This window comes from Vibrio brasiliensis LMG 20546 (genome assembly GCF_000189255.1).
Lineage (GTDB): Bacteria > Pseudomonadota > Gammaproteobacteria > Enterobacterales > Vibrionaceae > Vibrio > Vibrio brasiliensis.
The window spans coordinates 1-19,649 of the sequence record NZ_AEVS01000084.1; the positions used below are offsets into that span (position 1 = coordinate 1).

The following is a 19,649-nucleotide window of genomic DNA, read 5'->3' on the forward strand; positions in this document are numbered from 1 at the left end:
GCCGCGAAATAGCATCGACAACCAGGATAGTGTTGAGTGTTCTGCGCGGGCTTCTTTACCACCAATACGGATTTTTCCAAGTGGCGATAGCAGTAGCGCGATGGCAAAGACAATAAAGAAGTTCGTTGACCACATAAAGAACAGGTCAAAGTCAGCAATGATGCTGTTTCTTAGTCCGTTTAGTGCATCACGAGCGGTAGCCGGATCGACAATAAGAAGTGAAAGAAGGCATAAGATTACCAGACCTGCACTGATGCCGAATACTGGGTTGTGGATATCGAATCCCCACTTTTGTACGTTGTCCTGACCGACCTGATAATCAGTGGTGTCGATACTGTATTTTTTTGCTGCATTGTCCATAAATAACAAGTAAAAGTTTTAATCGTGTGCTTACTTTTTTAGAAGGAAAGCACTAAAACTGCTCCAAAATTGTTTTGAGTTCGAAATAAATTTTGTGACGAGAATATACATTTTTATGTCGTTTTGTGCAAATATCACAAAAATGAGCGGGTTTTTGTTATTTGGATTGGTTGGTTGTCTAATGTTTTGATGTGTAATTGATTGGGGCGTGGGAAGTAATAGCTGGCGATTGAATTAGCCATAGGTTGGTTGGCTGGTGAGTGAAAAAAAGCGCAGCAAAAAGGCAAGAAATGTCTGCTGCGCATCGGAGAGTTATGAGTGAGTCAGCTCTTTAGCCACCTGACCCAGAGTATCGACGATAAGGTCAATGTGGTGCTTTTCAATAATGAGTGGTGGCGATAGTGCAATAGTATTGCCCATGCTACGAACCATAACGCCCTTGTCGTAACAACGTTTGAGAATATCAAAGCCAATGGGTTTACCATGAGATGCTTCAGCAAACTGCACAGCACCGATCAGACCGTAGTTGCGGATATCAATGATTGAATCAATATCTTTCAGCGAGTGCAGTCCCTGTTCGAAGTATTGACCGATTTCTCCGCTGGCACGATTAAGTAGCCCTTCACGTTCATAGATATCTAGTGTTGCTAGACCCGCAGCACATGCGACTGGGTGACCTGAGTAGGTATAGCCATGGAAGAATTCGACACTGCCTTCCGGAGCTTGATTGACAACGGTCTGGTAGATCTCATTTTTAGCGAACACCGCACCGAGTGGTACAACACCGCTGCTGATCCCTTTTGCTGATGTAATCAAATCAGGCACCACATCAAACTCTTCAGCAGCAAATGCTGAGCCCAGACGCCCCCAGCCCGTGATGACTTCATCAAAGATCAAAACCACATCGTGACGGTCACAGATTTCACGTAGCTGACGCAGATAACCTTTTGGTGGCAGAATGACACCGCCCGCTCCCGCGATAGGCTCAACAATGACAGCAGCAACACTGTCAGCACCGTGAAGCTGAATCAGTCTTTCTAGCTGCTGAGCTTTTTCTACGCCATGTTCAGGCAAGCCGCGGCTAAATGCATTACGCTCAATATCCAGAGTGTGCTCAAGGTGGTCAGTTTGTAGCAGAGGACCAAACCCTTTACGGTTCGGAGTAAGGCCGCCGACAGAAATACCGCCAAAGTTAACCCCGTGATAGCCCAGCTCTCGGCCAATCAGCTTGAATTTACCTGTGTTGCCTTTGGCTTGTTGATAGGCGAGGGCAATCTTAAGTGCGGTTTCGACTGCTTCTGAGCCTGAATTGGTGAAGAACACTTTATCGATACCCGGTGGAGTGTATTTCACCAGGCGTTGAGCGAATTCAAAACCAATGTCGTGACCAAAGTTGAATGGGGAACTGTAGTCGAGTTCTGCGACTTGTTTCGCCATTGCTTCACCGATCTCTTTACGACCGTGGCCAGCGTTGACACACCAAAGGCCAGCGGTAGCATCAAGAAGCTGAGTGTTCTGATCCGAATAACAGTACATGCCCTCGGCACGATTGATGATGCGCGGGTTTGCTTTGAAATCTCGGTTCGCGGTAAAGGGCATCCAGAAGGCATCGTAACGGTTGTTTGTTTCCATGTTCGACAAGCTCTGCGTTGGTTAATGTTGCCGAGATGTTATCGATGGCTCTGGTTGAGTAAAATCATTACGGATAAATATAAAGGTTTATCGCCATCAAACTATTGAGGCGATGTAAACCGATCAGCTCTTGCTCCCCTCACTCAAAGTGTCAGTCAGAAAGCTGACAAAAGCTTTGGCAGCAGTGGATAGGTAGTGACTCGACTTCCAGCCGATACCCAGTTGCAAAGGGATTGGCGGGTCGAAGGGAATAGCTCTCAGCTCATCATCACCTCTAACTAGCACGGGAAGACAGGTCCCGATTCCGATATTGCGCCTAACCATGGATTTAAGCAGTTCAGGCAGATTGGTTTCGAAATGAATATCAGGCTGAATTTTGTTGTTGTGGCAATAGCTGTTGACGGTTTCACGCAGAAAGTAACCGTTCTTAAACAACACCAGTGGCTGCTGACAAAACTCTTCCATGGTGATGCTTTCTCTGTTGGCAAAGGGGTGTTGAGCAGGAACACAAGCCGCAATCTGATCTTGTGCCAGCACGCTCTGGCGAATCTGTTCATGTTGACGGTCACCGCGGATTAAAGCCAGATCCAGCTCCCCATTAACCAGCATCTGACCAAGGGTCGCAGTGCCAGCTTCGTGAATATTAATCTGTATCCCCGGGTAGACTTTCTTGAACTGCTCAAGGGCGTCAGGCAGATAGTAGGAGGCAAGCATCGCGGAGACGCCAAAATTGATCACGCCACTGGTGAGCCCTTTCAGCTCCTGCATCTCTTTTTCTGCTTGCTCGACATCTTCCAAAATGATTTTTGCATGACGCAACAGAACCTGACCTTCGGTGGTGAGGCTCATCTGCCGTTCGGCGCGGTTAATCAGTTTTAGCCCGAGCTGATGTTCGAGTTTTTTAATACTGGTACTTAGTGCTGACTGAGCAATCCCCAGTTGATCAGCCGCTTTAGTGAAGTTGCCAGTCTGAGCAAGCTGGTGGAAATAGTGCAGGCGCTTTAAGTCCATTGCGGTTACTCCTGAATTCGCCATCTATTTTGTATATGGAAACTATATCTACCATATATTGTTAATATGTTCCTGCTGTAGTTATAGTTTTGTTAACTCAAGCGTCGGGCCCATTCGCTTAGCTAAAAACAACAATATGACGTGAAAAGCAGTCTGACTGCTCAGCCAAAAAAAAGGATGTGAAACAATGAATATCGCTAAGGTTTTCAACCAGAATGTCGAGGAACGCTGCGGCTTTACTATCTCCCTACACCCAGAGAGCCCGCGTCTTCAGGTGGTAACTCTAGCCAAAGAGACGTTAGATAAATTTGCTGATTTGATTCAAGAATACAACCTACAGTCTTTGGAATATAAAGCATTTTTGCGTTTCGCAGTTGCAGACGCACTCGACAAAGCGTGTGATTACCAGCTAGGTAAATTCTTAGTTGAGACCATGGAAGATCGTGAAACAGGCGCTTTCTTACTTGAACCTTCAGAAGAAGCGAAAGCAAGCTTCTCCGATAGCGAAGAGCAGCGCGAGTTTTTTGTTATTCTTTCAACGGCGATTTCTCACCTGATCGGTATTCCTAACTTCGATGCTATGTATGGCAAATACTACGCTCGTTTCACGGTCAAAAATGATGACAACAGCGACAGCTACCTGCGTCAGGCACACCGCCGCATGGAACTGCACAACGACGGCACTTACGTCAATGAACGTACCGATTTCGTTCTGATGATGAAGATGGACGAAAAGAACATGCAAATGGGCGATTCATTGCTACTACATGTTGATGACTGGCAGGATCTTGAGCGTTTTTACCACCATCCAATGGCTAAGCAAGATATCGTTTGGGGTGCTCCACCAAGTAAAAATGTCGGTTACACCATTAATCACCCTGTGTTCTTTGAAGAGGACAAGAACGGTAAACCACACATGCTGTTTATTGACCAGTTTGCTCAGCCACAGAACATGCAGCAAGGGCTTTATCTGCATCAGATGAGTGAATCATTGGAAAGCGACACTAACTGTTTCAATGTTCGTGTTAACGTTGGCTCAATGCTTGTCGTTCAGAACCACTGCTGGCTACATGGTCGTGATAAGTTCGTCGCCCACGAAGGTTTGAAACGTGAGCTACTTCGTCAGCGCGGTCATTTTACTCGCTAACTAATGTCCCCGTGTTCGGGGGCTTATAGTCAAACGCCTTTGTCCATTCATTCAGTGAACGGGGAAGGGCGTTTCGCTATAATTAAAACAGAGTGAGTGAAGGAGTACGAGCGTGGAAAAAGTATACGACTACATCGTCGTTGGTGGCGGGATTGTTGGCGTTTCAACCGCATGGCAATTGCAACTGCGCAACCCTGACAAGTCGATTTTACTGCTTGAAAAAGAGCAGGGCTTTTCATGTCACCAAACCGGACACAACAGCGGTGTTATACATGCTGGCGTCTACTACGCGCCAGGTAGCCTTAAGGCAGAATTCTGTAAAGCAGGAGTAGCTGCGACTACTAACTTCTGCGCTGAGCACGATATCCCGGTAGAGAACTGCGGCAAATTATTAGTAGCAACCAGTCCTCTTGAAGTCGAACGTATGCATGCACTGTATCAGCGTTGTCAAAAAAACGGTCTGGATGTGGAACTGATTGATCAGGAGGAGCTGAAAGTCCGTGAGCCAAATATTGTTGGTTTAGGCGCTATTGCTGTTTCAACCACCAGTATTGTTAGCTACCGTCAGGTAACGGAGAAAATGGCCCAGGTGTTTGTCGAAGCGGGTGGTGAAGTCGCGTTAGGCACAGAGGTGACCGGGCTGTATGAGTCGCCGCAATGTGTGGTGGTTTCGGCGCAGAAAAAAGATCAGGTCGTTTCCTACGATGGTAAATTCTTAGTGGTATGTTCGGGTCTGATGGCCGACAGAATGACCAAAATGATGGGCATTGAAACGGATTTTCAGATAGTGCCTTATCGCGGTGAGTATTATCGTTTACCGAAAAAGTACAACAATATTGTCAATCATCTTATCTACCCGATTCCCGATCCTGATTTACCCTTCCTTGGTGTGCACCTGACACGAATGATCGATGGCTCAGTAACGGTTGGTCCTAATGCGGTGCAAGGGTGGAAGCGTGAAGGTTACGGTAAAATCAACTTCAGTCTGCGTGATGTGCTGGATATGTTGAGTTTCCCCGGTTTCTGGAAAGTGTCGGCTAAACACCTTAAAACCGGTTTGATTGAGACCAAAAACTCGTGGTGGAAAGCCGGTTACCTAAAACTGGTCAACAAGTATTGCCCACAGATTAAAGTCGAAGATCTCGAACCCTATCCGGCAGGGATTCGCGCTCAGGCGGTACTGAAAGATGGTACCTTAGTGCATGATTTCTTGTTTGCGGAGAGCAAACGCAGCTTGCACGTATGCAATGCCCCTTCACCTGCGGCAACGTCTGCCATCCCAATCGGTGGCTATATCTGTGACAAGATAGAGCAAAAGCAAGAGGTTAAGCGCAGCGAGGTTGCTCAAGTCGCTTAATTAATGTTGTTTGGTGCGAATATCAGCCCAGTGTTTCACAGCACTGGGCTGAGTTTTATCTGCCCTGGCTACGATAATGATCGCGCATGATATTGATAAACAGCGAACGCACTTTATTGAGGGCATTGGTTTTCTTGGTTATCGCCATGATTTCCAATTGAAAACTGCGCCTTTCTGGCGCTATAGCGACCAACTCGCCTCGTTCGACATAGGGCTTCGCGTACAGTTCTGGCAGGTAGCCAATAAAGCGTGAAGAGAGCAGCAGTGCCATACGCGATTCATAGTTATAGGCGGTTGCTTTGAGATTCATATTAGCGAGATGACCGTTAATGCGTTCCTGAGTTTTCATTCCTGCATAGGCAACCGGAAAGCCATCAATGATCTCATCGGTCAGCTCATCATCATTCAACTTGGCTAATGGATTCTTGTTACTGGCATAGAGGTAACAGACATCGGTATAAATGTGCTGGTACTCCAAGCCTTCAAGCTCACGGTGAAAAGGGATGAAACCAATATCGGCCTCTTCCTGCATCACCATACGTTCAATTTCACTCATGCGAGCAACATCTGCCGTAAGGTAAACCTCTTGCGCCAGTTTTGAAAACTGGCGGATAACATCGGGTATTCCAGCCCGCTGATCGAGGCTGATGTTGTCGCTAAACAGCACGGTAAGGTTACCTGATAGCTGAATATCCAGATGGTTGATGGTGTTACGAAAATCTTCCAGCTCCCCCAGCAGTTTTACCGTCGCTTCATAAACTACGATACCTTCTTCCGTCAGGGCGAACCCAGCTCTGCCACGGCGGCATAGCGTCAGATTGAGGCGCGATTCGAGATTGGAGATATGAATGCTGATGGTTGAACGACTGATATTGAGTTCGGTTTCGGCAGCAGAGAAACCGCCACAATCGGCGACGACCTTAAAGATCTTCAGTTGTTTGATTTCATAGTCACCTATTTGACCAACAGGTGAGGGTGTTTTCGTCATTGTTTTAGGCTCATAAAACTTTATGTTTATAGGAGAATATTTATCGCCTCTCCTACGTTGTTATTATTTTGTTATGCGATTAGACGATTATGCGTGATTTTCTGTCACGATTCTTTGAAGTTGCTAATACTTCTAACAGTAGGGAACTGAGTGATGAAAGATTTAGATTTGGTCTTCTCCCAAGGATACATCAATGGAGAGTGGGTAGAAGCGAGTAATGGTAGCGTGGTGAACATTGTTAACCCTGCCAATGGTGAAACCATAACCAGCGTACCGGACATGGGCAAACAGGAAGCGGAAACTGCGGTTATCGCTGCTCATGAAGCGTTTAAAAGTTGGCGCAAAACCAGTGCAAAGCAGCGCGCAAGCCTACTGAAAAAATGGTTCGATTTGATGGTCGAAAACGCCGAGTCTTTAGCAACCTTATTAACTAGTGAACAAGGTAAGCCTTATAAAGAAGCCTACGGTGAAGTGCTCTATGGAGCATCGTTTCTGGAGTGGTTCGCGGAAGAAGCTAAACGTACATATGGTGACATTATTCCTGCTGCCAATGGGCATAATCGTTATATGACTCTAAAGCAACCAGTCGGAGTGGTGAGCGCGATAACACCGTGGAACTTTCCGGTCGCGATGATCACTCGCAAAGTCGGGCCTGCACTTGCTGCGGGCTGTACGGTCGTGATTAAGCCTGGTGAGGATACGCCGCTATGTGCCTTGGCGATGGCTGCTTTAGCTGAGCAGGCGGGTATCCCTAAAGGCGTGGTCAATGTTGTCACCACTGCACGTCCGGCGGAAGTCGGTGAAGTTCTGTGCCAGCACCCTCTGGTTCGTAAAGTCTCTTTTACCGGCTCAACTCCGGTCGGCAAACTGATCCTTCGCCAGGCTGCTGATACGGTCAAAAAAGTCTCAATGGAGCTTGGCGGTAATGCGCCGTTTATTGTCTTTGAAGATGCCGATATCGAGAAAGCAGTACAAGGAGCAGTGCTGTCTAAATATCGTAACGCAGGGCAGACCTGTGTATGCACCAATCGACTTTATGTTCATGACGATATCTATGATCAGTTTATGGCTCGCTATTGTGAAGTGGTGACTGGACTTAAGATTGGCGATGGTCTGGTAGATGGCACGGATATTGGTCCGCTGATCAACCACAAAGCTGTCGAAAAAGTGTCAGGTCTGGTGGAAGAGGCGATCGAGCAGGGGGCTAAATTAGCGTTAGGCGGAGCGGTCTCAGATGTGGGTTGTCAATTCTATCAGCCAACCATACTGACTGACGTGACTGAGCAGATGGATATTGCCCATCAGGAGTTGTTTGGTCCGGTTTCGACCGTGTTCCGTTTTAACAATGAGGCAGATGTGATTGAGCGCGCCAATGCCACCCCGTATGGACTGGCGGCTTATTTCTATACCCGAGACAACAGCCGGGTATGGCGCGTCAGTGAAGAACTCGAGTACGGAATTGTTGGCATCAATGAAGGCATTATCTCGACCGAGGTAGCTCCATTTGGTGGCGTTAAAGAGTCTGGTTGTGGCCGTGAGGGTTCCAAATACGGAATCGACGACTACCTTGAAGTGAAATACTTATGTACCGCAATTGACGAACGCGCATAAGTATTGAGCCTCTCAGACATAGGTTCCCTAACCTATTATTTGTTATCCGTTTAGATAGTTTTTGCAGCACTAGTGTGCTGCTTTTTTTTGCCTTTAGCAAGCGGCAGCCCTGGCGGAAATGGAAAGGTTGAAGGGAATAAAACTTTACGTGGATAAATCTGAATTTAACAAATGTAAATAAATTGTAATTATCAGTCACAAGGTGACAACGAGGAAGTTAAACGTTACGCCACATCTGTGGTTGGCTGCACTGGCCATCTCAGCAGGATTATAACAAGGAGATAATTCATGTTTAAAACATTAAGCAAGCTGCGCAATGGAAGCATCACCAAAAAAGTTGCAGGCTACGCTCTTGCACTTTCAAGTACCTTATTTACCGTTTCTGAAGCTTTCGCTGCAGAGCATAACTGGCGTTTTGTGAACCTGTATTCACGTGGCACCGCTTATGGTGAAGTTTACAAGAGCTTCGCTGAAAACATCGAAACCATGTCAAATGGCCGTATTTCTGTTCAGGTGATGTATGCCGGTGAAGGTGTGGGGCAAACGGGTGTGCTGGGTTCGGTTAAATCTGGCCTGATGACAATGGGCGCACCTTTCCAGCCAATGCATGCTGGTGAATTTCCTGCCGGTGTTGTAGAAGTCGGTCTGCCGGGGATGACTGACGATGTTGGCGAGTTGAGTGCTCTGTTCCATGAACGTGGCTGGGGTGAAGTGTTAGAAGAAGCTTACGACCAACAAAACCTTGTCTGGCTAGAACCATATATCCAGCTACCGGTTTATGTTCTGACCAAGAACCCGATTAATTCAATTGAAGAGTTTAAAGGTTTGAAAATCCGTGCTCCAGGTGCCTACGGAAAGTTCCTGCGTAATCTGGGCGCGTCGCCAGCTTCTCTGTCCTGGAGCGAAATCTACACCAGTCTGGCAACAGGCGTAATCGACGGCTCAATTGGTAGTAACCTGATTGACCACCGTGATGGTAACCACGTTGAAGTTGCTAAATACATGTACCGTTTGCCAATCGCAGGTGCTCAGGCGCTACCAATCGTAGTCAACAAGAGTGCCTGGAACAAACTGCCTCAAGACCTGCAGGCGATTGTTCGTGCAGCAAGCGCGGTTCACGCTCGTGAGCAAATGACCAAGTCACGTCTATGGGAATCTCAGGCTATCGCTGATATGGAAGCGAAAGGCATGAAATGGAGCCCAGAGCCAAGCAAAGAAGATGTAGCTAAGTGGAATGAAGCTGCGGGTTCATTGTGGGGCGAGTACGCGAACTCAGATAAGTACAGCCAGCGCTTAATCAAGATTGTACAAAATAACTAATTAAAAACTGGCAGTTTCACTAGCTTAAAGTCTTAGGGTAGACGTCGAATCGCTGGTGAGATTGCCAATAAGGGGGCTTGCCCCCTTTTCCATTTTTGTTCTAGGGATGATGTATATGTTGAGCAAGTTATTGTCATTTTATTGCCTGAACGTAAATCGACTAGTGCGTGGGATTGGAGTGTCGGCTTCTTTTCTGATGCCGATTTTAGCCCTTACCGTTGCTTTTGAAGTTTTTTCTCGTTATGTGCTGGGTACTCCGACTATCTGGGCGTATGACGTTTCTCTATTCTTATTTGGTTATATCGCCGCCTTAGGTGGTGCCCTTGCCCAGCAGAATAAAGCGCATATCAACGTTGATGTGCTCTACCTTTCTGTCTCAATGCGTCTGCGCGCCTGTTTTAATCTGCTCTCTTACTCGCTGGCGATCTTCTTCCTCGCGGTTATTTTGATGATGGCTTTTGGCAAGTTTCAAGAAGCGATTGAATTTAACTACCGACGTCAATCTGAATGGGCTCCGAGTATGGCGCACTTCTGGGTAATGATGGTGGTTGCCTGTGGATCTTTTATTCTCCAGTTTAGCAGTGACTTGGTGCAGGACCTCTATTACATAGTGACAGGCAAAGCCTTGATAGAGCAGCCTGCAGAAATTAATCAAACGCAACAGGAACTCGTTGAACAAGCAGGTGATGTATGAGTATTGAAGTATTAACGCTGCTGCTTATCGGCTGTATTTTATTTAGTTTTGCTCTGGGGGCTCCTGTCGGTCTGGCGCTTGGTGGTATTGCCATGGGGATGGGATACATGACATGGGGAGAGGGAATTTTTAACCTTATCCCAACCACCATCGAGAGCAACTTCTTCAGTTTTATTCTGTTGGCGATCCCTTTGTATATCTATATGGGACAACTGCTGACCCGCTCTGGTATCGGTGATGCGATGTTTAATGCCAGTCAGATGGTGATTGGTCGGGTTCGTGGCTCTTTGGCTATTAGCGTGATTGGCGTTTGTTCGATGATTGGTGCCATGGTTGGTATTATCGGTGCGGGCATCATGACCTCGGGAAGTATTGCTCTGAAACCTATGCTGGAGCGTGGCTACGATAAGCGACTCGCTCTGGGGGTAATCATGGCTGGTGGCGGTCTGGGCATTCTTATTCCACCAAGCATTCCAATGATCATGTACGCAGCGACCACGCAAAACTCAGTCGGACGTATGTTCCTTGCAGCGATTATCCCAGCGTTGATTTCCATCACCTTGTTGGTCGCTTATGTCATTATCAGCTGTAAACTCAATCCGAAAAAAGCGCCGCTGGGCACGGGTAGTGAAAGCACCATGACAGGCAAAGAGAAGGTACGTACCGCTCGTGACGGGCTGTTCTCGTTACTGCTGATTGTTGCGGTGCTGGGTAGTATTATTACCGGTATTGCCACACCAACTGAATCCGGTGCAATCGGGGTTGTCGGTGCGATTTTACTGGCAGTAGTGTTTAAGCGTTTTCGCTTTGAGATGTTTAAATCGTCCGGTTTCGAAACCGCTATGTTGGTCAGTGTTTCGATGTGGATCATTCTTGGTGCCTCGATATTCAGTAACTTCCACATGTTGAGTGGGGTGCAGAATATGGTTGCCCAGCTGACTCAGGATCTTGGCTTACCGCCATTAGGTGTCATCATCCTGCTGCAGGTCATCATGTTGTTGCTCGGCTTTATTATCGATGAGCTCATCATTGTCCTGATGTGTGCGCCTTTGTTCACCCCAATTGTGGTCTCGCTGGGCTATGACCCCATCTGGTTTGGTATTCTGATGATTCTTAATATCGAAATTGCGGTACAGACCCCCCCATACGGCTTTGCGCTGTTCTACCTCAAAGGTATCGCTCCGCCTGGGGTCAATATGATGGATATCTATCGCTCGATTCTGCCATTTATCCTGCTGAAATTGTGCGTGTTGATTACCTGTATGTTGTTCCCGGAAGTCGTGATGTGGCTGCCTAACAAAGTGATGGGAGTAAACTAGTATGAGCCTGAAACATATCTTGATGCCTGTTGACCTTGCTTACCCTGAAGTAGTGAAAAAAGAGGTCGAGATGGCACTGAAACTGATCGATAGTGAAGGGGTGATCGACATGCTTTATGTTGATGACGCGCGTATCCATCACAGTATGGTTCCAACCGTTGGTGGCAAGGTGTTTTCGTCCCAGCACCAGAATGCTTTCGACACCGTGCAGACCATGCTTGAACAGTTTGTGCCAAAGCAGCATCGCGGAAGTAGTATCGTACGAAATGGCGTGGTGTTTGACGAAGTCGTGGTTCAGGCTAAGCAGTCCAATGTGGATGCGATAGTTATGGCATCAGCTAAGCCTAAACTCCGCTCATATCTGCTCGGTTCGAATGCTGCTAAGGTGGTTCGCCACGCTCCCTGCTCAGTATTTGTTGTGCGTTAGCAGCATCTAGAAACGATAAGGCCAACTCAAACGAGTTGGCCTGTTAAATTCAGTCGCCTGACTATGCAGATTTAGTCATCTAGCCCTTGCACATAGGGTGCTAAATCGACCTGAATCATACCGCTAAATGCGCGAATTACCGTATCGACTAACTCGTTGTCGTCGAACTCATCGGGGATAATGCCACCTTCGATCCACAAACCATCAAGAACCCCATTGCAGGCGATGCTTAACTGGCGCAGTTCTGCTTCAGATACATCTCTGCCTTCTTGCTCAAATACATCGGCAATCAGAGATTTAATGTGGTTTCGCAGCAGGTGATAAGTCTTTTTATGGCTTTCACGCATTGAATCACTGTGGAACAGCATTTGAAAGAAACCTGCCCAGATAGCAATCACTTGAGCATCAATAACCGGAGGCATGACCGAAGCACGAACAAACATCGCTAAACGGCGCTTTGCACACGAGTAATCTCCTTGCGAAGCTCCATGAGAGGCGGCTGAGATTAGGTCGGTCATATGCTTTTCATAAGCGGCAATGATCAGCTCGTCTTTACTGCGAAAATGATAGCGAATCAGACCTTGAGTGACACTCGCTTCTTCGGCGATAGTACGGACAGTCGCAGCCTTTACACCATGGGCTGCAATCACGCGTAAGGTTGCTTCAACCAACTCATTTTTACGGTTATTGGACTGTTCTTGTCGCGATAATCTGCGTTTCTCGTTCATAGAAGGTGATTTAGTTCTATCTGTGTCGCGCCATTGCGAAGTTATAAGTTGGCCTTAATATAACAAACTTTTGTTATGAATAAGTAGGATAGCGCCGTTCAAGGAGCCAAAAGCCCAGAGTAATTAAGCCAGCAATAATCAAGTAGATAACAGCCAGCAGTATCAAGGGCTCATAAATGATATAGGTTTCCTGCCTGACGCGGGAGAACACGGCAAAGATATCGACGAAGGAGATGGTAGCCACTAATGGAGTTGCCTTAAGTTGCAGTATAACCTCGCCATTGAGGGTGGGTAGAATTCGCTGAATAGCTCGTGGTAACCAGATTCTGCGTAGAACCAACCAGCGTGACATCCCCATCGAGTGTGCGGCTTCAAGCTCACCTTTTGGGACGCCTTTTAGTGCTCCGCGCATTACTTCACCTTCATATCCGGCGAAAGAGAGTGTCAGCGCAATAAAGGCGTACGGCCAGACTTCAATCAGGTAAGGCCATAACCAGCTTTGTCTGATCCCTGGAATATAGGGAAACAGTGACCCCAGGCCATAATAGAGTAACCACAGTTGCAACAGAAGTGGTGTACCACGAATCATGGTACAGAACCCTGTTGCTAATCCAGCCAGAGGTTTGGATTCAGACAGCTGAGCTAAGCCAAGCAAAACACCAAGAGCAAAACCGCAAATTACTGTGCTGATCAGCAGTAGCAGGGTTTTCCATAAAGCCGTGGTGATGTCGCCTGAATACTTACTTATCCATTGCCAGTCGAGCCCGACAATGACTGCCAGCACAAATGCGCCAGCGCCTGCTGCAAGAAAATATCGGTGACCATGAGTACGGTTAAGCATACTTAACTCCTTTGCTTACACGTTGCTCCAGGTATTTGAACAATCGGTTTGAAACCAGTGAGACCAGAAGGTAGAGCACACCAGCTGCGGCCAGAAACAGAAAGTAATCCTTAGTCGCGCCTGCTGCCTGTTTGGCTGCCAGAGTTAGCTCTGTAAATCCAACCACTGCAAGCAGGGCGGTATCTTTAGTGGCAATAAGCCACAGGTTAGAAAGACCGGGAATTGCGTTGGGCAGCATTTCAGGAATGGTGATGCGATAGAAAACTACCCAGGGATGCATGCCGAAGCTATGCGCGGCTTCAATGTGTCCGGGTGGAACACTATTCAGTGCACCACGGATGACTTCGGTTGCGTAAGCACCCTGAACGATTGCAATCACCAGCACACCGGCCCAGAAACCACTCATCTCAAATGGTTCGAAGCCAAACAGTTGTAACCCCTGATTGATCAGCTCCGGCAGGGCGAAGTAGACCAGTAAGATCAATACCAGCTCGGGAACAGAGCGAATGACCGTTGTGTAGATTTTAGCTATGTCGATCCAAAACAGGTTTTTACCGCGTTTCGCTTTGGCGCCAACAAAACCGATTGCCAGGCCGCACAAATAGCCGAGTCCGGCTATTTGCAGCGAGACCATCAGGCCGTCTAGCAGATATCCCCCCCAGCCGGGAGGGGATAGTGAGAGTAGCTCTAAGGCACTCATATCTCGATAATTTGCCATCTAGCTCTCCGGTGAACAGAGGTTATTCACCATAAATATTGAAGTTAAAGTAGTTGTTAGTGATCTTGTCGTAGGTACCGTTCTGACGGATATCGACAATCGCCTGATCCAATTTAGCTTTTAGCTCGTCATTGCCTTTACGCAGACCAAAGCCAATGCCTTTACCCAAGATCGCTTCATCGTTTTTCACCAGACCAGCAGAGGAACAGCACAACTCACCTTCACGGGTAGTGAGGAACTCGCCGAGAACCGTTGCATCCGCTAATGTGGCGTCAATTCGGCCAGAGAATAGGTCTTGGTTTGCTTCATCCTGAGTCTGATACTCTTTGATCTCTGCATCTTTAAAGTGTTTCAACACATAGGATTGGTGAATAGAGCCCGACTGCACGCCGATTTTCTTGCCTGCTAAGCTCTCTGCCGTTGGAGTAATATCACTGCCTGCAGCGACCGCAAGACTGGCACCGCTCTGGTAATACTTGTTCGAGAAATCAATAACTTTACTGCGTTCGTCAGTAATAGATAGCGATGCAGCGATGATGTCTACCTTACCTGCAACCAGTGAAGGAATAATACCGTCCCATGCGGTCGCGACAATTTCACATTCCAACTTAGCCTGTTTACAGATTTCATTGGCAATATCGATTTCCCACCCTGAATACTGACCGTTGGCATCAGGCACTGCAAAAGGAGGGTATGACTCAGTACCGATACCAACTTTAAGTGGGGCTGCCTGCGCCTGTGCCATAGCTAAGCTTAATGCTGTGCATGAGAGTGCGACGAGTTTTGCTAGTTTCATGTTGTTTCCTTCCTTGAGTATGACTAACGTGAAAATGACTAATAAATATTGCGGATAAACTGTTTGAGGCGATCAGACTGAGGCGATTTAAAGATCTGCTCAGGCGTCCCTTGCTCTGCAATCGCTCCCTGATCGAGAAAGATCACTCTGTCGGCCACATCGGCGGCAAACTGCATTTCGTGGGTAACGATAATCATGGTTCGACCTTCATCGGCCAGTCCTGTCATTACAGAGAGCACTTCACCAACTAATTCAGGATCCAGAGCGGAGGTTGGCTCATCAAAGAGCAGTACTTCAGGGTCAACCGCCAGCGCCCGAGCGATGGCTGCCCTTTGTTGTTGCCCACCGGAGAGAAAAGCGGGATAGCTGTTACGCTTGTCAATCAGTCCGACGCGTTCCAGTAGTTGATGCGCCTTGTCTCTGGCCTGCATCTTTGAATAACCCAATACCTGAACGGGGGCTTCCATAATGTTTTCTTCCAGCGTCATATGTGGCCAGAGATTGAAATTCTGAAACACCATTGCCAGTTTGGTTCTAATCCAGCGCAGCTGTTTCTGGTCGGTGACTTCGAGATCGCCATCCTTGAGCGACTTAAACAGCACCTGTTCTCCCAGTAGATCCATCGTCTCAACCGTTTGAGGAGTTTCAAGCAAGTTGAGGCAGCGTAAGGTGGTGGATTTACCAGAGCCACTGCCGCCGATAAGTGCAATGACTTCGCCTTTTTTAGCTTCTAAATCAATGCCTTTTAGTACTTCGACATTATCAAAAGACTTATGCAGTCCTTTGATTCGCAGTACTGGCTTGTCTGATCGCAATCCATTCGCTGACATTCAAATCACCAAGAGTTGAGAATTTAACTATACGGTTGTATAAATTTATATGTCTGTATAAACTGATGTCAAACTTTATTTAACAAAGTGATAACAAGGAAAGGCGAAATGGCAAATTATGGCTGTCAGCTAATGGCTGAAAATATGTCGCGTGTATTGATGCGTCGTCCGGGTAAGAGCTTAAGAGAAGCAGATCGTGATGTGTGGCACTACAATCATCTGTTTGATGCTGAGAAAGCGATCAAACAATACGATGAGTTTGCTGGCATGATTGAGAGTACTGGCGCTGAGATTGTTTGGATTGAGGATGGAGGCGATGGCCTTTCTGATGCGATGTTTACTCGCGATGCCTCGTTGATCACTAAAGCAGGTGCGGTGCCTCTGCGCATGGGTAAAAAGCTTCGTCAACCAGAACCGCAGCTACACCGAGAAGCTTATGAAAAGGCCGGTATCCCAATTTTGGGTGAGTTAACTGGCGATGCCATGATCGAAGGCGGTGACACCATCTGGCTGAATGAAAATACTTTGTTGGTGGGAATTGGCTTCCGCTCGAATGCACAAGGTGTTGAGCAACTGAACCAGATCCTTAATCCGCACGGTATCGATGTTCTCGGCTTTGATATGCCTTACTGGACGGGGGAAGATGCCTGTTTGCACCTGATGTCGGTCATTTCGCCGTTAACTGAAACTAAGTACCTGGTTCATCCTCCTCTGATCCCAGCTCGCCTGTGGACTTTGCTGAAAGAGTGCGGGATCGAAATGGTGGTTGCGCCTGCTGATGAATTTAAAGCATCTTTTGGTCTCAATTTAAACGTTCTGCCAACTTCTCCTGATCACTGCATCATGATCGATGGCTTCCCGAAAACCAAACAGGTGATGGAAGAGCATGGTGTTAAGGTCAGCGTATTTGAAGGCGATGCGTTATGCATGGCTTGTGAAGGCGGTCCTACCTGCTTAACTAACCCAATTCTCAGAGGTTAGTTGTTACTCCGTTGAAAGAAAAAGGCGCTGACTGTTTGAGTCAGCGCCTTTTTGGGTATAAGGGTGGATTACCAGGTGCGATCTAAATCTTCAGCGTATAACGAGATAGCGCGTTGATACTGTTTGATTTCTTCGCTATTTGTCGTGTTTACCAGCAGTTCTAACAGCAGTGAAGTGGCCTCTTTGTGACGGCCAAGATTGTAAAGGCACATGGCATAAAAGGGCTGTACTTCAAGGGAGTCAGGGTACTCATTAATGGTTTGCTCAAAGTAACTAAGCGCTTGCTGATACTCTCCCAGACTACGATAGGTACTCGCCAGACCAAACAGAGCATCAAAGCGCTCTGTAGGGGAAATTGGGCCTGAGAGTGACGAAAGGTAATGGTCTATGGCTTGCTGCTCTTTGCCTTCATTGTCGAATGACCATGCGATATGCAGGTGTGCCTTAGCTGCGAATTGCTGATCTGCGAGTAAAGTGTTCAACAAATCACGCGATGCCTGATAGTTACCCTGTTTCCGTAACTCAATTGCTTGCTGGATTACTGCTTCCATATTTTCCCTCTGCTTTACCACTTAATGACATTATCGCCTTCGACCACATTGCCTGATTCAATAATAGAAGTCATCACGATGACCTCGCTCGGTTCGAGCTGGTAGTAGTCTGAAATAGCACGGGACAGGCCAAGTTGCAATGAAGTAACCGCCTCAGATGACCATAGAGCTGGCAGGTGGAGTGAGCAAATCGCCGCATAGTTTTTTCCAAACTGTTGCTCTCCGCTCTGGACTGTAATGGTCATTTCCGCGCTGGTTTGCCCCGAATATTGTGCCCATAAGTCGATAAGTCCGGCACGACTTGTAGCGTTTTTCTGTCTGACTGTGGGGGAAAGAATACAGTTGGCGATCGGCATATCGGGCTCCATTTAAGTCAACAGGCAGGGGAGAGGTAATATCAGCATAATCATGATAGCTGAGTTTTTCCTTTATACTTCTGACAATCAGCCGTTTGCCTGCTGCGATAACCAGTTGAGTATCACTTGATTGACCTGTTCTGGCAGTTCCTGCTGAATCCAATGACCACAATCTAAGCTGGCTACTTTGACGTTAGGCACATACTTGCTCAGTGATGGCGAAGGTGGAATGACATCCTGCAGACCGTAAATCATCAGAGTTGGCTGCTGAATTATTGGGTCTACATCGGCGAGCAAATGCCAGTTTCGGTCAAGATTTCGGTACCAGTTAATGCTGGCAGTGAAGCCGGATGACTGGAAAGCAGTAGTGAATACCGCCAGTTCCTCGTTACTCATTAATGCTTCACCAGTGGCATGCTGTGAACGGGCGAGGTTGATCATGGCCATTCCTGGTTCAGGCTCTGAGAGAGGAATATTTTTACGGAAAAGATTGGTCAGAAACTGCTGAGTATTCTGCTCCAATACCGCGTCGGCAACACCGGGCTGGCGATTGAAATGAACAAAGTAGTGATCGCTACCGAATATCTTCTCCATAAACTCAATCCATGGGATTTCTCCGCGCTCCTGATAGGGCAGACTAAGGTTAATCACTCTGCGCACCCGGTTTGGATGCAATAGTGTTAACCCCCACACAACCATGGCTCCCCAGTCATGACCCACAAAGGTGGCATCCTGGTATCCGTAGTGATCGAGAAGCGCCACGAGATCACCAGATAAATGAGCAATGTCATAACTGGCGACCTCTGATGGACTAGACGAGCGACCGTAACCACGTTGGTTTGGCACTATGACATGGTAGCCAGCCTTGACCAGTGCCGGTATCTGATAGCGCCATGAAAAAGCGTGTTCCGGCCAGCCGTGACAGAGCACGATTGGGTTCCCAGCATTATGCTGACCGGCTTCGAATACTTCGATAGTTGTCCCATTGACTGGAATCAGTGTTGGCTGTGGGAAATTGGCTGGGTCAAACATAGTATCTCTCCGTTAGATATAGGAATGTGATTCTTCGATGAATATGACTTCGAGTAAGAGGAAAGCAGATAGAAACAACAATTTGCTTATCTCTCTGCTGACGTCGATGGAGTAGTTATATATCTTAATAGTGCCAAATAATGGCACCATTGAATGCTAGTGTTAGATTATGAATATTCGCCAACGACAAGATGCCATAGTGCGTTGCTTGCGCCGCAACGGTACAGCGACGGTTGCCGAGCTTGTACAAGAGGTCGGCGCATCGAGACGCACAGTATTGCGTGACCTTAACGTTTTGCGAGATGAGGGATTTGTTATCGATTCTGAACCAGGACGAGGGGGAGGGCTGCGACTTGATCCGCGCTCGGTTCAAACTAGGGTGAGGCTCTCAGTTGAAGAGGTTTTCGCCCTGCTGATTAGTGTCGCCTCTATGTATGCTATCGGTGGGATGCCATTCTCACAATTGGCGGATTCCGGACTGGCAAAAATTGAGAAAGCGTTGCCATCAGACAAGTTGCATGACCTGCGTCGACTACTTAGTGGCCTGTATGTCGGTAAACTTGCGCCTCAGGTCGACACGAGCAATATAGGGGAGATGGACCCTCAGCTATTGGCTGCATTTGAACAAGCGTTTCTAAAGCAGCTATACCTTCGCTTTGATTACTGCGATGCTAAAGGCAATGTCACTCAGCGATATGTAGAGCCGCAAGCGATGCTTATCCTGCCACCTTTATGGTACCTAGTTGGCTGGGATCCGCAGCGAAGCGACTTTCGTCATTTCAGAATGGATCGGATCAGTGCTCCCGAATTTGTTGAAGGCACCAGCTTTCTGCGTCGTCAGGTTCCTTTTGATGCCCATGTTTCGCCGCTGCGCAACCTTGCCCGCAAATAAGGGTTTAACAACAGAAAAAGGGTGGCACTTGGCCACCCTTTAGTTGGTGCTAGAGTTC

General features: G+C 47.4%; 21 protein-coding genes. 9 read left to right on the top strand and 12 right to left on the bottom strand.

The annotated features are described in order from the left end of the window. The 3 genes from RH46_RS16400 to RH46_RS16410 all read right to left on the bottom strand — a co-directional run. Positions 1 to 360, bottom strand: a 360-nt coding sequence (locus RH46_RS16400; RefSeq protein ID WP_006880632.1) for a BCCT family transporter, incomplete at its 3' end; no start/stop codon positions are given. A 312-nt stretch (positions 361 to 672) separates the two neighbouring features. Further along, on the bottom strand, positions 673 to 1,992 hold the full coding sequence (gene aptA / locus RH46_RS16405; RefSeq protein WP_006880633.1) for an omega-aminotransferase AptA: 1,320 nt from the start codon (positions 1,990 to 1,992) through the stop codon (positions 673 to 675). Positions 1,993 to 2,115: 123 nt separating this feature from the next. Then, positions 2,116 to 3,003, bottom strand: a complete 888-nt coding sequence (locus RH46_RS16410; RefSeq protein ID WP_006880634.1) for a LysR family transcriptional regulator — start codon at positions 3,001 to 3,003, stop codon at positions 2,116 to 2,118. Positions 3,004 to 3,190: 187 nt separating this feature from the next. Between RH46_RS16410 and glaH the strand changes: the two genes are divergently transcribed. Continuing rightward, positions 3,191 to 4,150 carry a glutarate dioxygenase GlaH gene (gene glaH / locus RH46_RS16415; protein WP_006880635.1) on the top strand — a complete coding sequence of 320 codons (960 nt, stop codon included), beginning with the start codon at positions 3,191 to 3,193 and terminating at the stop codon, positions 4,148 to 4,150. A 112-nt stretch (positions 4,151 to 4,262) separates the two neighbouring features. Then, entirely contained in the window at positions 4,263 to 5,507 is a 1,245-nt protein-coding gene (gene lhgO, locus RH46_RS16420; RefSeq protein WP_006880636.1) for an L-2-hydroxyglutarate dehydrogenase, read from the top strand. 55 nt (positions 5,508 to 5,562) lie between these two features. Here lhgO and RH46_RS16425 read toward each other — a convergent pair whose 3' ends face one another. Beyond that, the gene (locus tag RH46_RS16425) at positions 5,563 to 6,495 is read right to left on the bottom strand and encodes a LysR family transcriptional regulator (RefSeq protein ID WP_006880637.1); all 933 of its coding nucleotides are present in this window, start codon (positions 6,493 to 6,495) and stop codon (positions 5,563 to 5,565) included. A gap of 153 nt (positions 6,496 to 6,648) precedes the next feature. On the opposite strand from RH46_RS16425, the gene RH46_RS16430 reads away from it, so the two are divergent. The 5 genes from RH46_RS16430 to RH46_RS16450 all read left to right on the top strand — a co-directional run bounded on the left by RH46_RS16430 (position 6,649) and on the right by RH46_RS16450 (position 11,866). After that, on the top strand, positions 6,649 to 8,106 hold the full coding sequence (locus tag RH46_RS16430; protein WP_006880638.1) for an NAD-dependent succinate-semialdehyde dehydrogenase: 1,458 nt from the start codon (positions 6,649 to 6,651) through the stop codon (positions 8,104 to 8,106). Between the two features lie 288 nt (positions 8,107 to 8,394). After that, the gene (locus tag RH46_RS16435) at positions 8,395 to 9,426 is read left to right on the top strand and encodes a TRAP transporter substrate-binding protein (RefSeq protein ID WP_006880639.1); all 1,032 of its coding nucleotides are present in this window, start codon (positions 8,395 to 8,397) and stop codon (positions 9,424 to 9,426) included. A gap of 115 nt (positions 9,427 to 9,541) precedes the next feature. After that, positions 9,542 to 10,120 (top strand): TRAP transporter small permease subunit, encoded by a 579-nt coding sequence (locus tag RH46_RS16440; RefSeq protein ID WP_040896069.1) that lies wholly within the window; start codon positions 9,542 to 9,544, stop codon positions 10,118 to 10,120. After that, the gene (locus RH46_RS16445; protein WP_006880641.1) at positions 10,117 to 11,439 is read left to right on the top strand and encodes a TRAP transporter large permease; all 1,323 of its coding nucleotides are present in this window, start codon (positions 10,117 to 10,119) and stop codon (positions 11,437 to 11,439) included. The genes RH46_RS16440 and RH46_RS16445 overlap by 4 nt, the downstream gene beginning before the upstream one ends. A gap of 1 nt (position 11,440) precedes the next feature. Next, positions 11,441 to 11,866, top strand: a complete 426-nt coding sequence (locus RH46_RS16450; RefSeq protein ID WP_006880642.1) for a universal stress protein — start codon at positions 11,441 to 11,443, stop codon at positions 11,864 to 11,866. 71 nt (positions 11,867 to 11,937) lie between these two features. Here RH46_RS16450 and RH46_RS16455 read toward each other — a convergent pair whose 3' ends face one another. From RH46_RS16455 to RH46_RS16475, 5 genes are all read right to left on the bottom strand, one after another. Beyond that, the gene (locus RH46_RS16455) at positions 11,938 to 12,594 is read right to left on the bottom strand and encodes a TetR/AcrR family transcriptional regulator (protein WP_006880643.1); all 657 of its coding nucleotides are present in this window, start codon (positions 12,592 to 12,594) and stop codon (positions 11,938 to 11,940) included. Positions 12,595 to 12,667: 73 nt separating this feature from the next. Further along, a complete protein-coding gene (locus RH46_RS16460) occupies positions 12,668 to 13,435 on the bottom strand; it encodes an ABC transporter permease (protein ID WP_006880644.1) in 768 nt (255 codons plus the stop codon). Continuing rightward, positions 13,428 to 14,153, bottom strand: a complete 726-nt coding sequence (locus RH46_RS16465; protein ID WP_006880645.1) for an ABC transporter permease — start codon at positions 14,151 to 14,153, stop codon at positions 13,428 to 13,430. The genes RH46_RS16460 and RH46_RS16465 overlap by 8 nt, the downstream gene beginning before the upstream one ends. Positions 14,154 to 14,175: 22 nt before the next feature. Continuing rightward, positions 14,176 to 14,949 carry a transporter substrate-binding domain-containing protein gene (locus RH46_RS16470; RefSeq protein WP_006880646.1) on the bottom strand — a complete coding sequence of 258 codons (774 nt, stop codon included), beginning with the start codon at positions 14,947 to 14,949 and terminating at the stop codon, positions 14,176 to 14,178. A gap of 38 nt (positions 14,950 to 14,987) precedes the next feature. Further along, positions 14,988 to 15,779 (bottom strand): ABC transporter ATP-binding protein, encoded by a 792-nt coding sequence (locus RH46_RS16475; RefSeq protein WP_006880647.1) that lies wholly within the window; start codon positions 15,777 to 15,779, stop codon positions 14,988 to 14,990. A gap of 108 nt (positions 15,780 to 15,887) precedes the next feature. Between RH46_RS16475 and RH46_RS16480 the strand changes: the two genes are divergently transcribed. Then, positions 15,888 to 16,760 (top strand): dimethylarginine dimethylaminohydrolase family protein, encoded by an 873-nt coding sequence (locus tag RH46_RS16480; protein WP_006880648.1) that lies wholly within the window; start codon positions 15,888 to 15,890, stop codon positions 16,758 to 16,760. A 68-nt stretch (positions 16,761 to 16,828) separates the two neighbouring features. Here RH46_RS16480 and RH46_RS16485 read toward each other — a convergent pair whose 3' ends face one another. From RH46_RS16485 to RH46_RS16495, 3 genes are all read right to left on the bottom strand, one after another. Beyond that, positions 16,829 to 17,311, bottom strand: a complete 483-nt coding sequence (locus RH46_RS16485; protein ID WP_006880649.1) for a tetratricopeptide repeat protein — start codon at positions 17,309 to 17,311, stop codon at positions 16,829 to 16,831. A gap of 14 nt (positions 17,312 to 17,325) precedes the next feature. After that, a complete protein-coding gene (locus RH46_RS16490) occupies positions 17,326 to 17,667 on the bottom strand; it encodes a hypothetical protein (protein WP_006880650.1) in 342 nt (113 codons plus the stop codon). An 87-nt stretch (positions 17,668 to 17,754) separates the two neighbouring features. Continuing rightward, positions 17,755 to 18,699 carry an alpha/beta fold hydrolase gene (locus RH46_RS16495; protein ID WP_006880651.1) on the bottom strand — a complete coding sequence of 315 codons (945 nt, stop codon included), beginning with the start codon at positions 18,697 to 18,699 and terminating at the stop codon, positions 17,755 to 17,757. Between the two features lie 169 nt (positions 18,700 to 18,868). Between RH46_RS16495 and RH46_RS16500 the strand changes: the two genes are divergently transcribed. Continuing rightward, positions 18,869 to 19,591 (top strand): helix-turn-helix transcriptional regulator, encoded by a 723-nt coding sequence (locus RH46_RS16500; protein ID WP_006880652.1) that lies wholly within the window; start codon positions 18,869 to 18,871, stop codon positions 19,589 to 19,591. The last annotated feature ends 58 nt before the right edge of the window (positions 19,592 to 19,649 follow it).